Source organism: uncultured Paraglaciecola sp. (assembly GCF_963977085.1).
Lineage (GTDB): Bacteria > Pseudomonadota > Gammaproteobacteria > Enterobacterales > Alteromonadaceae > Paraglaciecola.
In genome coordinates this window covers 1-14,135 of sequence record NZ_CAXBNC010000035.1, presented here as the reverse complement: position 1 = coordinate 14,135, position 14,135 = coordinate 1, and the positions used below count along the sequence as shown (strand labels likewise).

The following is a 14,135-nucleotide window of genomic DNA, read 5'->3' as shown; positions in this document are numbered from 1 at the left end:
TTAGGCTTTCTCCGTCTCAGCATGCGTGGCTATGATACCAGCAGTCTGCTCATCAAGAATATGTACAATAGATTTGCTGCGACCAGCAACAATACTGTGAGTCAGTAATAATGGTAGAGCAGCGATAATACCTAGAGCGGTTGTTACCAATGCCATTGAAATACTTCCAGCCATCAATTTAGGGTCGCCTGTTCCGAACAAAGTAATTTGTTGGAAAGTCTCGATCATACCAATAACCGTACCTAACAAACCTAATAAAGGAGCAATAGCAGCAAAGATCTTAATGACGTTAATACCACTTTCGATTCTAGGTAGCTCTTTCAAGATAGCTTCATCAAGTTTTAACTCTAGGCTTTCTGCATCAGCAGTTTTGTTTTCACCGTATACTTTAAGAATACGACCAAGAGGGTTGGTGCTAGAAGGGTTAGATATGTTTTTAAGTTGAGACTTCATTTTCCCACCTACTATGGTAAGAGTAACAACTTTATACAAACCTATAATTAGACCAATAAACAACATAACTGTGATGGTATAACCTACTGGACCACCAGCATGATAACGTTCCATCATAGTGGCTTTTTCTTTCAATAGGCTAAGTATTCCGCCACTTGAAGGATCCGCATAAAACGGAACAAGACCTGAAGTAGTATCTCTCATTTCAAAAGCAGAACTCACTAGGTATCCATCTGGTTGACGACCTAGAGGTTGAACCATTTCATTTTCATAATCGTAAACTAAATAGCCTTGTTCACCGATTAAGTTGAAAGTACCAACACGAACCACTTCTTGTTGTGTAGAACCACCATCTAGACTTACCACTTCAGTAGTGAAACGTGAAACGCGACCCTGTTCAGTCATTTCTGTTTGAAGTGCAAACCAAAGATCTTCCAATTCTTTAATATTTGGAAGGCCTTTTGACTCTTCAGACATACGTTTTAAAAACGCACCACGTCCTGGGAATTCAGCACTAACGATAGAAGTAGAAATTTGACCATAAGCTTCAGCAGATGCTTGACGAACCACACCAAACATCTCACCTAACGTACCAGTAGCAGTAGTTAGCTCAACTTCTTTTTCTGCTAATTTCACTTCGTTGTCAGCAAATTGTTTTTGCAATCTGTCGCCACGAGACGTCTCAGCTTTAAGGTCGGCTTGTGCCTTTCTTAATAAAGCTTGTTTGTCAGCACGAGCTGATTGGAATTCTGCTTCACGTTGTTTATTAATACGTGCTTCAGACACACGATTCTGCTTAACTTCTGCAAGAAGCTCTTCTAATGATTTAGCCGCTTGTGCGGAAGAAGCCATTAAAGCAATCGCCACAGCAGCTAATATGGATTTAAATACAGTTTTCATCAATATTACTCCGCAGCTTTGATTGGTAATTTAAGAAGATCTGGCGGCAATAATTTATTCGCCATTTTAACAGCTGTTACAACTGCACTTAGGTATTCAGCACCTAACACTTCCCATGCTCGGTTATCATTATCCCAAACCCATGCACTTTTCCCATCAAGAGACAAAGCTAAGTGTGCGGTTCTACCTAGGTTAAAGAAATCAACTGTAATTTCAGTGCCTTGATAATCCAACTTACCTTGGTATGCGCGAATCGAACTCGCAGCACCCATTTGGTTTTCAATTTGATAGGCTTCAATTACCTGACGGAATTGTTCTGAGGTTGTGACATTTGAGTTAGCCATAACATCGCGTAAACGTTCGACTCGCTCTTTTCGCTCTTCTAGATTGATTGGAACGTCTAGCTCAATAAATTGCTCAAGACTGTCAATCATTCTAAACATTAGCGGAACTACGCCACGTTTAACGCCCTCAATACCATCGATCTGAGTTTGCAATGAATCAATACTACGTTGCTGATCAGCAACAAGCGTAGCCACATAATCGTTATATACTTTCAGATTTTCTGTTTCGTCAACAACACCACGATATTCAACAAACAATTCCTGTGACTGTTCAAACAGGTTGTTGATCTTCTCTTGGGATTTCGCTGCAGCCGCGTGAATTTTCGCTTCTTCTTTATGAAGCTCATTTAACGGGTCTGCAGAGACAACGGCGCTGCTACCGAGTGCTAAAGCACCAACGACGGCAGAAGCAATAAGGTTTCTCTTGCTCATTTTGGACATAATTCCCAACCAATTTTTTTGTTTTAAATCCTCGTCAAGCCATATAATTTGTTGACAAGGGACTATTAAACTCTGTTGTTTAAGGGGCTTAGAATTCAAAATATTGAAGACTAAGACTAGAGAATATTCACACGGAAGTTAGCAAATTGTCAAGGAAGTACTGAGGGTTATAGTACACATTTATTTAAATTAAATAGTTGCAAAATTTCAAAGAGTAATATCTTCCTTGCTAGCTATGGCTATCATCTAGCCCAATTTTTTGCTCATACAAGAAGACTAATATTCTAAACTCCAATAATAACAAGAAATCACTCCCCCCTTTTATCAGCATTCAAAAATGTGATTACTGAATTTGTTAATCAAATTCAGTAATCGAATATTTATAATGTTCAATAAAAGGCTGAAGTTTACGCTCAATTTTTTTACCATAGCCGATAGCATCTTGATGCACACTTACTCTAACTTGTGCAACACTGGCGGTAAATACAGCGCGTTTGCTCTCATGAAATTTCAACATGGATCTTTCGTACTCTAATCCACAGAAACGGCATAATTTAATCAGTAAATCTTCAGGGTGTTCTACCAAGTTTTGATAATTAATTTCAAGAATTGAAGACTTAAATTTCTGTAACCACAGTCGATTTAGCGACTCTTCAATAGAAAAATATTCGGCAGTATTCTCTAAACTTGTTGACCATGCGAATCCACTGCTAAAGTGAGTTCTATAACAAGACCAAACCGTATCTAAGACATTTCTTTTTATAAATATGATTGGGGAATTTGGAAAGACTTTTTTAATTAACCATAAATAGCGGTTATTTGTCATACTCTTGTCAACTACTATTCCACTCGCACCAAATTTTTCATGGGCATATTGCAAGTATGCGCGTCGAATTTCTTGGGCGTGTTTTTCAATAATGTGGACGTCTAATTGTTCTGCTCGACTTCCTATAGGAAGTCCCTTAGTTAAACATCTTGACGCGCGCTCCATTCCGTTAAATTCACCACCATCAATGATTTTGGAGTGACTACATAACATCTGCTCTAACAGGCTTGTTCCACTTCTAGGTAGGCCAACAATAAATATGGGATTATCTGCATCAACTCGCCTATCAGACGGTTGTGTTTCTACAAAACTGTCAAGTTGAGACTCAATATAACGCACATTTTGACGATCTTCTGCAACTGCATACTTTTGAATTTCTGCAAGGCAAGCATTGGATTTTTCAGCATATTCAAAAGCTTGATCAAAATCATTAAGATCGAAATATACTTTGCATAAAGCCGCATAAAAGCATGACTTTGAAGCTTGATTAGGGGTGCCCTTAACAGCGCTTTCTATTGCCAACATACGTTTGAGTAGTGTTGAATTGCTTGATGCTTTTTGTATTGAAGCCAAAATTAGCCATGTCTGTCCCGAAGTAGGCCAATGTTTCAACACTGTTTCTGCGTGGTTAATCGCCAATTCCGTTTTACCAAGCTGCATGGCGACCGTACTCAAGAGATGATAAATTTCTGGTCTACTGGGGTTATCTTTTGCCAAGCCTTCGGCCTTTTCAAAAGCTTGCTGAACCTGCCCAGTTTCAATTAACATAGCTAGTTGTTGAAGTTGATCTGTAAAAGGCTTCTTCCCATTGACTTCAAATAGCGCTAACGCTTTTTTAGCAGATGTTACTTCACCCGATAGAAGCGCCATTCTGGCCACCCCTAACCAACTCGCGTTTAAATTGGGTTTATCTGCAAGTAACAATGATAAACAGTCATGTGCTTTATTTGAATCGCCGGATTTCACAGCAGATACTAAGTTATTCAAAATATTTTTTACATCATTCATTCGCTGAGATTATCCCACCATCACTATATTTATTTCATTACTATAATAAAAAAGCCCTGCTATTGCAGGGCTTTCTAACTAAGGTTTTAAACCAAGTTTAGAATCTTAACGAGGCACTTAAACGAACAAAACGTGGTGTTTGCCAGTTTGAAGGTAAACCAAATTCAGGACTAACAAGACCAGTTCCAGCACCCGCTGAAGTTTCTTGGTCATAGATTTCAGATACTTCAGTCGCAGTGTCACTGTTTAACACGTTAAAAATGTCTGCACGAAGAGTCAAATCATAATCTTCCCCGATTGGAATATTATAACTTGCCGTGACATCTATTTCTAACACAGCGCTAGTAGTACCTAATGAGCCACGAGGTACTAATTCACCGTCAGCGAAGAATGACTCAGAGCCATAAGCCTGAGCAAACAAATCTGTTGGGTGATAACCGAAGGCATTCTTAGGACGACCAGACTGCCATTTAACATTTATGCCCAAGTTTAAGTCATCAGTTGCTTGGTAAGAACCAAATACTTTAACTGCATGGCGTCTGTCATTAGGAAGGTTACCGTAAGCACCGTCTAACAATCCAGGTTGGTCAAACAAAGTTGTTAAACCAGCATCGTCTTGGCCATTATCTGAACGGATATAACCTTCGTTGTTACCCCAGCTATGAGACCAAGTATAAGCAGCATTTAATAGCCATACACCGTCCCAAGCTCTTTCAAAAGTCACATCAACAGACGCATACTTACGAATAGATTCTGGGTAATTAAGGTCATCGGCAGGAATGGTATAGGTTTCACCATCGTCAGCTTGGAATGTTAAATCAGTACCAGGGTTAGTTAGAATATAATAATGGAAGCCTGAACACTCTTCACAAGATCTACCGAACTCACGCTCTAAATATTGATTAAAACCATAGTCAATTGCCACGTCTTCAATAGTGGTTGCCAATTCACGGTAGGTACCTTGAACTGCCATGCTCCACTCGTCAGTCAACTGGAACTGATAACCTGCAATAAATTCATCAGAATACATTGGGTCAATAGATTGGTCTACAATTGCTTCTGTGGTAGGTACGTCACCATCAGAAAACACCTGAATTGGAGAAGTAGCTGGACCAGATTCATTAAAGTTAGGAAGATCTATAGACGCATCCGCAAAACCTTCAAAGGCTCTGTATTCTTGAATATAGGTTTCTGCACCTGACAAACGAATATTGGTGTTTGCCGCTACTGGTAAATAATATCTACCATAACTAAAATAGGCTTTTGAATCGCCGTCGCCATGTACATCATAAACCGCACCTAAACGAAGCGCCCATTGATTGCTTAATTTAATAAACGATTCACCGGCACCGTTAAAGTTTTCAAAAGAGTCATTACGTAGACCTGCGTTAATGACTAATTGATCAGTCGCCTGCCATTGGTCTTGAATATAATAAGCAAAGTTTTTAGACTCAAAATCACCACCAGCTATATAGGTACGTCTACGCACTTCATAAGGTGTAGGATTAGCAGGGTCAGTTACATCATCAACATAGATTAAGTAATAGTTACCACCAGAGTTTGTAGTATTTGCAGTTGCTGTTAAGGTTTCTGAATCTACACCAAAGCGTATTTCATGGTCACCAACGTACCAGTCAGCATCGATACGGAAAACTTCACGTTCATCTGAACCAACATCAATATTGAAGTTACCGAAGTTACCACCTCTAACAAACGCACCAGTACTGTCAAAACGTCGATAAACAGCTGGGTTAGCATCTAATGGACTTGAAGTGGTTCTATTCGCTTCGTTGACACCATACATGGCTGAAATTGAAAAATCGTCAGACAAGATACTAGTGTATTTAATGCTGTAGTTGTCACCACCTTCTTGGGTTGTACCAAAAACACCTTCATCCAATACGCCATTGGTACTGGTATAGGTGTAATTTATAGTGTCGCTTTTATCAGAAAAGCCAGTCAATTCTAGTATGTTATTTTCGTTGATATACCAGTCAATTTTAGCGCCCCAAAAAGCGTCTTCGTCTTCATCTTTGAAAACACTTCGTACTAGATCGTCACCAACTTGGTTTTCTCTACCAAGGTAATCAAATACATCAGAACGTGGGTTGTAAAGTACATAGAAGAATAAAGTATCTTCGATAACTGCACCACTGGCCCATAAATTCACATCCCAGTAAGTATTCTCGTCACCAGAGTTATCAATATTAGTTTGTCCTAGTGCGTTGACAGCATTAGGCTTATCTTCGCGAAGAGAGTCAGGCTCTATAAAAACGTTGACACCCCATTTAAAATCGTTAGTACCACTCTTAGTTTTAGCGTTAACTACACCGCCAGTTACACGACCATATTCTGCAGAGTAACCACCTGTTTTAACTTCAAAAGTATCAAACATTTCAAATGGAGGGTTACTTGAACCCACACCAGTTCTGAAGTTAGTTAGGTTAAGACCGTTTACGTAATAAGCATTTTCTGCGGCAGAAGCACCACCAATTGAAGGTACGTTACCAAAATTCGAGTCACCTTTAGTTGTACCAGGAGCCAGCAATGCAACACTAGTCAAATCTCGAGGAACAGGCACTCTATCAAGGGTAACTGAATCGATTACGATACCAGTACTGTTACTTGTAATATCAACTAGAGATATCGCAGAACCCGTTACAGCGATTCGCTCCATGCTTGCGTCGTTTAGTGTAAGGTTAAGATTAACCTTACCACTAATACCTACCTGAACATTTTCTTCGATAGTTGTATTGAAACCGTCTTTCTCAGCAACAATTTTATACGGCCCCGGTGGAAGCAATGGAAAACGGAAAGCACCATCATCATTGGATACAACAGAACGCTTAAGGCCTGTATCTAAGTTTTCGATTGAAACTGTAACGCCGGTTAGTACACTGCCTGAAGTAGTGACTGAGTTACCAGTAATGGCACCGTTGGTATTATTTGCTAGAGCTGGAAGTGATACTCCCAAGCACGCAGCTACAGATAGTGCTGCAGCACTTTTTTTAAAATTAAACATGTATGTCTCCCTGGACCACAATAAGTGTGTGTTGTCGTTGAAACGACTTTTAATATAAAAAAGGTAGTGAACCTCGTGGGGGATGATATACGGAAGTAGGGATTAGGGTCAACTATAGTAATGCGTTAGATTATAAGATATATAAAAAAGATGGTTTTTCGCACCAAACAAGTAAATATTCGTTTACATTTTGAGCGAATGGATTGATTTTTCCAAATAAAAACCTTTCACTAGCAATAAACGCTCTTTAAGTTTTTAGAAGGTAACATATGTTAAATTATTATGGGAAATCTCCCGTTAATGTTTATAGTAAGCTGCGAAGAAGAACTTATGAGGTTAAAAATAATATGAAACTAGACGATGATATACATAACTATTATGAGCATTTAGTATTAGAAAGAATTCAGTTTTTGGGTTTGGATAAAACTAAAGATGAAGATTATTTGGCAGATTTATGCTGCCTCGCATTAAATCAAATCCCTCCACGCTATATTAGGTTCGAAGTAGACATGTCTTTTTATTTAGCGCCAAGTGAACGCCAACAGATGGAAATGAATGCAGTCAATGCTGTGAATCAGGCGATAAATTTCATGGATCAAAATAGAGCTGAGCAAAAATCAGAAGTAGGTAGCTGATTTAGTATTTAGTAAGGTTGCTATCTAGGCCCACCAATTGAGTTATTGTTTTTAGAATTTTTACTCAATCTATGAATTATAAATATGAGCAAGTTAATACTAAAGGTATTCGCCAATACTGCACTAATTCAAACGGTCACCCTATTTTTGTCATTGATAACTTCCAGCAAACATCGCCTAACGGTGCAAATTAGGGCGTTATACCGGCCGACTTTAGAACCTCTAATGTGGGTGAAAGTTGCTTCTCATAGTGTTTCCATCGACCAACAGAACGGTTATGTGCCTTTTCACGCACTTGTGCTGCACTGGCGGTCACTACAGCGGTATTATTCTCTTCAAAATGGATACAGGCATCTTCCCATTCAAGGTCTAAAAACTGCAACAGACTGCGAGCTTGGCCTTCGTTATCAGCAACCACATCTTCATATGCCACATCAAAAATTTTACCCGGAAAAATGTTATGCCAATACTCCATTAAATTACGATACAGAATGTAATGTTCAGCCATTTCTCTTTGATCATAACTATGTTGATATACCTCTTCGAACAGCTGTTTAAAAACGGCAAAACAAGTATCTGCTGGACCACGGGTTACATGAATTATTTTGGCTTTTGGGAACGCTTTTAAAATAAATCCCACTAACATAAAGTTCATGGGAAACTTATCGATAAAATAAGGGGTTGTTCCTCGAAGATTAGCTAACCCCGATAGATAGGATTCAGCTAATTCTGTACCTTTTATAGACTTAGATTGATTGATTAATTCTGCTGAAATAAATTCTTTAGTACGAGTACCTGATATTGCCCTTAGTGACATTGCCAATTGCAAAGGTTCACCTGCAGAGTGCACTAAACTATGACTAGAAATAATGCGATCTACAAGTGTGGTGCCCGTTCTGGGTTGTCCGATAATAAATATTGGGGCAACGTCACTAAACTCATTCACTGAGGTTTGTAGCCAATCTTTTGTACACACAGCTTTAATAGTTTCAAAGGTTTTTTGGGCTTGGGCCTGGTTATAATTAACAAGGCTGCGTTTTGCCGCGGCCCCATGCTCAAAAGCTGCAAAAGCTTGCTCCCAACTTTGTGTATCCTCGAATAACTTCCCTGCTGCATAACCTAGAAATGCAAGCTCCCTTGGGTTTGTCTTTGTTTCTAGCATAATGCTAATCAATTGATCAGCCATAACGTTGTCTTTTGCTTTCACCAGTGAAGATAATGTCCACCAAGACTCGGCATCATTTTTGTTAAGACTCACCGCCCTATTAAGCGATTGCTGCGCACCTTGCAAATCCCCTGCTTCCAACAAGCTGATGCCAAGGGCGCGATGATATATAGAATTATCAGGGGAAATCTGGGTCGCTTTTTCGAGATTTTCTATTGCTTCCTTGACGTGTCCCAATACACTCAAAACATGTGCAGCGGGATGCAATACATAAGATTTATTACTGCCTATTTGTTGTGCTTTCCAAACCGCTTTTTCGGCTTTTAGCAAATTCCCAATTTGACTATAGACTAATGCTAAAAAGGCCCAATATTCTGAGTTTGAAGCATCAAGTTCTACCGCTGTCTCTAGGCCTTTTAATGCGATGTCCAATTGCCTTGTTTCAATGGCGACTCTGGCAATCAAATAATGCGCTTGGGGTACTTGTTGATCATTTCGCAATACTCCTTTGGCGATATCAATCACTAGCCTAAAATCACCCAATTCAAGCGCGTTAAAAGCACGGGCTAATTCTGGTAAGTGTTTTTCAGCTGCTTGGATGTCAGAAGTATCATCCCTGTTGCCTGAATGTTTATCCATGTAATAAACCTTTAATGATTGCAAACAGAGCAGATTATACAAGACTCTGAAACTGTCAAGTCCATGAACTGTTTAGGGATTTTTGATAGTTGTTGTTGTACTTTCTACAAGAAGTCGACGCGAATACTAACGTAATAGTTGAAACAAAAGGAGATTTAAAAGATTGGTGGTGCCCTTCCAGCCACACCTCTAGGTACGTTAAGCACTTGTTGAATTCTTGCTGTGCCCTTTGGAACTAAAGGTTCTTGAGGTTTTGACGAGACTGAATCAGAATATGTAAATCATCTCATATCGTTTAATGTGATACTGAGAGTGATACTAATGGCAACTTTAAACCCAAAATACACAAATCTTCGTGGCAAGCTATATTGGTTACATTACAAGCTACCTACTGATTTATTTAGAACAACCAATTTAACCTCCCAACTAATTAGAACTTCGTTAAACACGACTGACCCAAATAAAGCTGCGTCACTCGCACAAATTCTTGTCTATAAAGTGCAGGACTATTGTAAAACGACTTCTACGGCGAATATAACCAAACAATCCATCACGCTGTTAATCACCAATATTTTGGTTAATCTTGGAGAGAGACAACCGCGACTCAACCCAATAACAGCAACCCCCAATATTAGTGAAGCATTCGAACAGTATAATGCTGAAATGACCAAAGCAAATATGTGGCGCGAGAAGTCAAAGATTGACAGTGCTGCAGCAGTCATGAATTTGATAGAGCTTATAAATGATAGGTGTATATCAGACTTAAGCCCTTCCGTTTGCAGAGAATATAAATCCAAGTTAGTAAGATACCCTCTCCACCATAAAAAGTTGAGTCGATACAAAGGTAAGTCTGTCATTAACTTGATCGATTCAAAAGACAACTACCCCACTCTGTCTACAACTTCTGTTAACAACCAAATACGTAAAATTAGTAGTTTCTTCAATTGGTCTGTAAGACAAGGTTTAATAACGAGTAATCCAATATCTGGTATGAAAATCAGAACAAACACTAATTCGAGAGCTGCTAGAGAACCGTTCAATGATGCTGATTTAGAAGTGCTGTTCTCCAGTAAGGTATACAGCGAACATGAGTTTCTGCATGACTACCAGTTTTGGATACCACTTCTCGCCTTATACAGTGGCGCAAGACTTGAAGAACTCTGCCAGCTAAGTATGGCCGATATATCCATTGACTCTGACATCCCTTTTCTGAGAATTGACGACAAATTTGAGGGACAACATATTAAGAATGTTAACAGTAGGCGAACTATCCCCATTCATCCAGAATTAATAGGCTTAGGTTTCTGTAACTTTATAGCCGAAAGAAGAAAGCGAGGAGATACTCAATTATTTGGATACCTAAAACCGCAGCGCCAAAAGCTTGGGCATGAGCCTAGTAAGTGGTTTGGAAGATATAAGACCAAAATGGGAATTGTTAGCAGTAAGAAAGTGTTCCATAGCTTTCGACATACGATGGTGGATAAATTAAGGAAAGTTAGAGCGCAAGATTACGAAATCAAGGAGTTGTTAGGTCATAGTAGTGGCTCGGTAACCCATGATATTTATGGGTCAGTTGAAACACCTCTCAACTCAATATTAACAATGCTGCGTGAAATATCTTTCAGAGACATAGTCGTTAATGTAAAGGTTTGGAAGTAGTTAGAAATATAAGCAAGTGGCACTTATGGACAATAAGTTCAAACTAGGTCTGACAAGCGGTTAAGAGCAAGAAGGGAACAATCGTTATTAGCTCATTTTACCCATAAATAGTGTGATATTTTTTAATAATCATAACTTTATTTCGATAGTCCCTTAATTGAAGTTATATAAAAGCGGTGCTAAGTTACTGACATATTTAAGTAAATTTATCTGACATCACCATTAAAACTGAAGATATGATCAAGGTTTATTGATAAATCTGGATAATACATTATTAGGAACTACGTTGTAATTATGGGCCGATTGAGATTATTGCTTTTAGAACTTATCGATGTGGAACCAAACGATTGGTGGCTGAATGAAGTCAAGTCAATGTTGGCAGGTAATGACGGAGTCTTTTTCGATTTATTTAAAGCTGAATTAGAAATATACGACCAAGCTCTAGAAGTTGTCGACAATGACTCTTGGCAGGAGGTTAGACAAAAGGCCGCTAAGTACATCAAGCAAGATTCTCAGCGAAGGGGGAAGCAAGCATTTTTAAATATCCTAAATGAAACCTTGGCGTATAAATATTTAGTAGATTGCGGATTTCATTCAGTTCGTGTTACTACAGATTGTGGTTTGAAAGGACATAAGAACAAGCCGAAAACTCCTGACATTCATTTTCAAGTAGGCGATGAAATGTCGTATTGTGAAGTTAAAACTATCGGAAAATCCGAAGTCGAATTGGATCGTGCAAGGGCAGATGAAATTTTTAGTGGTGCTGTTTACTCAACGTTGTCTGATGGCTTTTTGAGGAAACTGTCAAGTGATATTAGTGACGCTATTGAGCAAATCCCTACGAAATCAATGAACAATCTAGTTTATGTGATTGTGGACTTTGATGACTTTATGGGACTCCACTACGAAAAGTATGAGAAACAGATTCGAAATCACTTACGAGAGAAACATGGATATGTCCAAGTCTATTTAAGAATTGGGGTGCATGGCCGGTACTACATTCATCATAAACCAACAGATGTCTAACCAAAGAGGTCGATTGATTAATGTGGAGCTTTAAAGCAAACTTTCGTATTACTGTGAAGCTCCACCTTATTATTTTTCAGGAAGCTTGCCCGTCTGTATTTATGGAAGCTGGGGTTCAATCTAATCGAATGAGTTATCATTAGGAAGAGGTTTAAATGGATTTCAATGGCTTAATTGCTTTTTTAGGGTTAGCCGTTGCAGTGTTTACTGTAATGCCTAAATACAAAAAATTGGATTTACGTCTGCGTTTGAATCGGATAGATTTAGGCTTGTTGGGCAGCGGCTTTTTAGTGCTATTGTACCTATTGTATTTGCCCGTTCTGCGAGAACTACAATTAGACTTTGACTTGGGACCTTGGCTTTGGGGGTTCAATCAAGAAATATTCACTAATAGCGTGTTGGTGCTGCTGGTTGTCTATTTCGCTATCCGCCTCAAAACGACAAAAATATCGAGAGGTAATATAGACAAAGCAAATGACTTGTTTGAACAACTCTTATTCGATAAAAAATACGATGAACTTGTTGAGTTACTTGATCGACATGTAGAAGCTATTATCCGTGTACAAGCATCCGACTCAATCCGAAATACTTTGTCGAAATTATTGTTACCAAGTTTAGATGTAGATCAGTTATTTTCTAGGAACACCGAGCCTGAAAGTAAATTATTTAAACTCAAATCCAAGTTAGCTATGACTTTGGCCCACGAAGATGAATGTTGTGAAGTTGCTGAGGTATTACTTTTGCGTCTGTTTAAGCATGAAGCACTAATACAGCGAATAGCATACAACAAGCCATATCTTGGCATTAGGATAATTCAACAAGATTTAAATAAATGGACAAAAGAAGAGTTTATAACCCGATACTTTTGTGAATTAATCGACGATCTTTCTAGCATCTACTATTTCGAGCTTAATCATACGCAGACGTTACATGGCATGTCTCGATATGAAATATCTAAGAGTAGTAAGCTTCTCCATTACCTTTTTAGTAATGTAACGGTTGCAGAATCGCTTGAAATCTATCGACCTGTTGGCGAAAAAGTGTGTGACTTACTGGAAACAAACCAAGCACTCATCAAACGGTATAATGAGCCTTTAGGGCGGTTTTATGATGTTGAACGTCAAAAATGTCCAATTGATAATTCACTACATTTCTTTAATCTTATGATTATTGAATCCCTATTTCAGGGAGTTAGATGGCATATGTGGTTGTATTACTGCGACTCGTTTTCAAAAAGTATTATCGGGAGCATGAATCCAACCAAAGATGTCGATTTTTCACTCGAATGGCCTACTCCATTTCATTATCTATTATATCAAGTTGTTGATCATTTAATCCAATGGCTTGACGCTGTGCAGTATTTGGAAGGTGACGCATCAAATGCTAAGGTCAAAGAAGAACCTAAATCCGATAATTCGTCTATTCCACAATGCTCTGCCATATGTCTTGGGAGGGTAATTTGGCAGATTTTTGACTCAGGATTAATTACCAATGAATTCAAAACAGGTATGCTGGAAAAAGTGTTACGCTTCATAAGCGGCCATCAACAAATAGAATCAATGTCTAGACTTTGCAAGTTAGTAGAAAATACAGTGATTCAACGCGGCAACAACCCAAAGCTAGATTCAAATTACTTAGCTCTACTAGCTGAGCTATACCATGATGTTGACCATGTTATTACTTGTGAAACGGAGTCATTTTACAATTCTTTAACGGCTCATTTGGAGTCCTGAGCATATTGCGATTTCTAGTCGAGAATTAGTGAAGTAACTGCCTGAATAATTCATTTAAAACTAGCGGAGTTTGTGTTCCAGCCAACAACGAACCTAACTATTAACTGGTTTAGTATCACATTAAACGATATGAGATGATTTACATATTCTGATTCAGTCTCGTCAAAACCTCAAGAACCTTTAGTTCCAAAGGGCACAGCAAGAATTCAACAAGTTCTTAACGTACCTAGAGGTGTGGCTGGAAGGGCACCACCAATCCACTCCGAACCGCTCGACAAGCCTTG

The 14,135-nt window shown here is 38.7% G+C and carries 9 protein-coding genes; 4 read left to right on the top strand and 5 right to left on the bottom strand.

Annotated features, from left to right (window positions below):
* The 4 genes from AAC000_RS22545 to AAC000_RS22530 all read right to left on the bottom strand — a co-directional run bounded on the left by AAC000_RS22545 (window position 1) and on the right by AAC000_RS22530 (window position 6,994).
* Window positions 1-1,353, bottom strand: coding sequence for a MotA/TolQ/ExbB proton channel family protein (locus tag AAC000_RS22545; protein ID WP_339726103.1), 1,353 nt, complete (start codon window positions 1,351-1,353; stop codon window positions 1-3).
* 5 nt (window positions 1,354-1,358) lie between these two features.
* Entirely contained in the window at window positions 1,359-2,129 is a 771-nt protein-coding gene (locus AAC000_RS22540) for a DUF3450 domain-containing protein (protein WP_339726102.1), read from the bottom strand.
* A 364-nt stretch (window positions 2,130-2,493) separates the two neighbouring features.
* On the bottom strand, window positions 2,494-3,972 hold the full coding sequence (locus AAC000_RS22535; RefSeq protein WP_339726101.1) for a sulfotransferase: 1,479 nt from the start codon (window positions 3,970-3,972) through the stop codon (window positions 2,494-2,496).
* 97 nt (window positions 3,973-4,069) lie between these two features.
* Window positions 4,070-6,994 carry a TonB-dependent receptor gene (locus tag AAC000_RS22530; RefSeq protein ID WP_339726100.1) on the bottom strand — a complete coding sequence of 975 codons (2,925 nt, stop codon included), beginning with the start codon at window positions 6,992-6,994 and terminating at the stop codon, window positions 4,070-4,072.
* 347 nt (window positions 6,995-7,341) lie between these two features.
* Here AAC000_RS22530 and AAC000_RS22525 point away from each other — a divergent pair, with 347 nt between their 5' ends.
* Window positions 7,342-7,629, top strand: coding sequence for a late competence development ComFB family protein (locus AAC000_RS22525; RefSeq protein ID WP_339726098.1), 288 nt, complete (start codon window positions 7,342-7,344; stop codon window positions 7,627-7,629).
* A gap of 190 nt (window positions 7,630-7,819) precedes the next feature.
* On the opposite strand, the gene AAC000_RS22520 is transcribed toward AAC000_RS22525, so the two are convergent.
* Window positions 7,820-9,433 carry a sulfotransferase gene (locus AAC000_RS22520; RefSeq protein WP_339726096.1) on the bottom strand — a complete coding sequence of 538 codons (1,614 nt, stop codon included), beginning with the start codon at window positions 9,431-9,433 and terminating at the stop codon, window positions 7,820-7,822.
* Between the two features lie 321 nt (window positions 9,434-9,754).
* Between AAC000_RS22520 and AAC000_RS22515 the strand changes: the two genes are divergently transcribed.
* The 3 genes from AAC000_RS22515 (at window position 9,755) to AAC000_RS22505 (ending at window position 13,851) form a co-directional block, all read left to right on the top strand.
* Window positions 9,755-11,092 carry a site-specific integrase gene (locus tag AAC000_RS22515; protein WP_339726094.1) on the top strand — a complete coding sequence of 446 codons (1,338 nt, stop codon included), beginning with the start codon at window positions 9,755-9,757 and terminating at the stop codon, window positions 11,090-11,092.
* 294 nt (window positions 11,093-11,386) lie between these two features.
* Window positions 11,387-12,118, top strand: coding sequence for a hypothetical protein (locus AAC000_RS22510; RefSeq protein ID WP_339726092.1), 732 nt, complete (start codon window positions 11,387-11,389; stop codon window positions 12,116-12,118).
* 155 nt (window positions 12,119-12,273) lie between these two features.
* Entirely contained in the window at window positions 12,274-13,851 is a 1,578-nt protein-coding gene (locus AAC000_RS22505; RefSeq protein WP_339726090.1) for a hypothetical protein, read from the top strand.
* Window positions 13,852-14,135 lie beyond the last annotated feature (284 nt).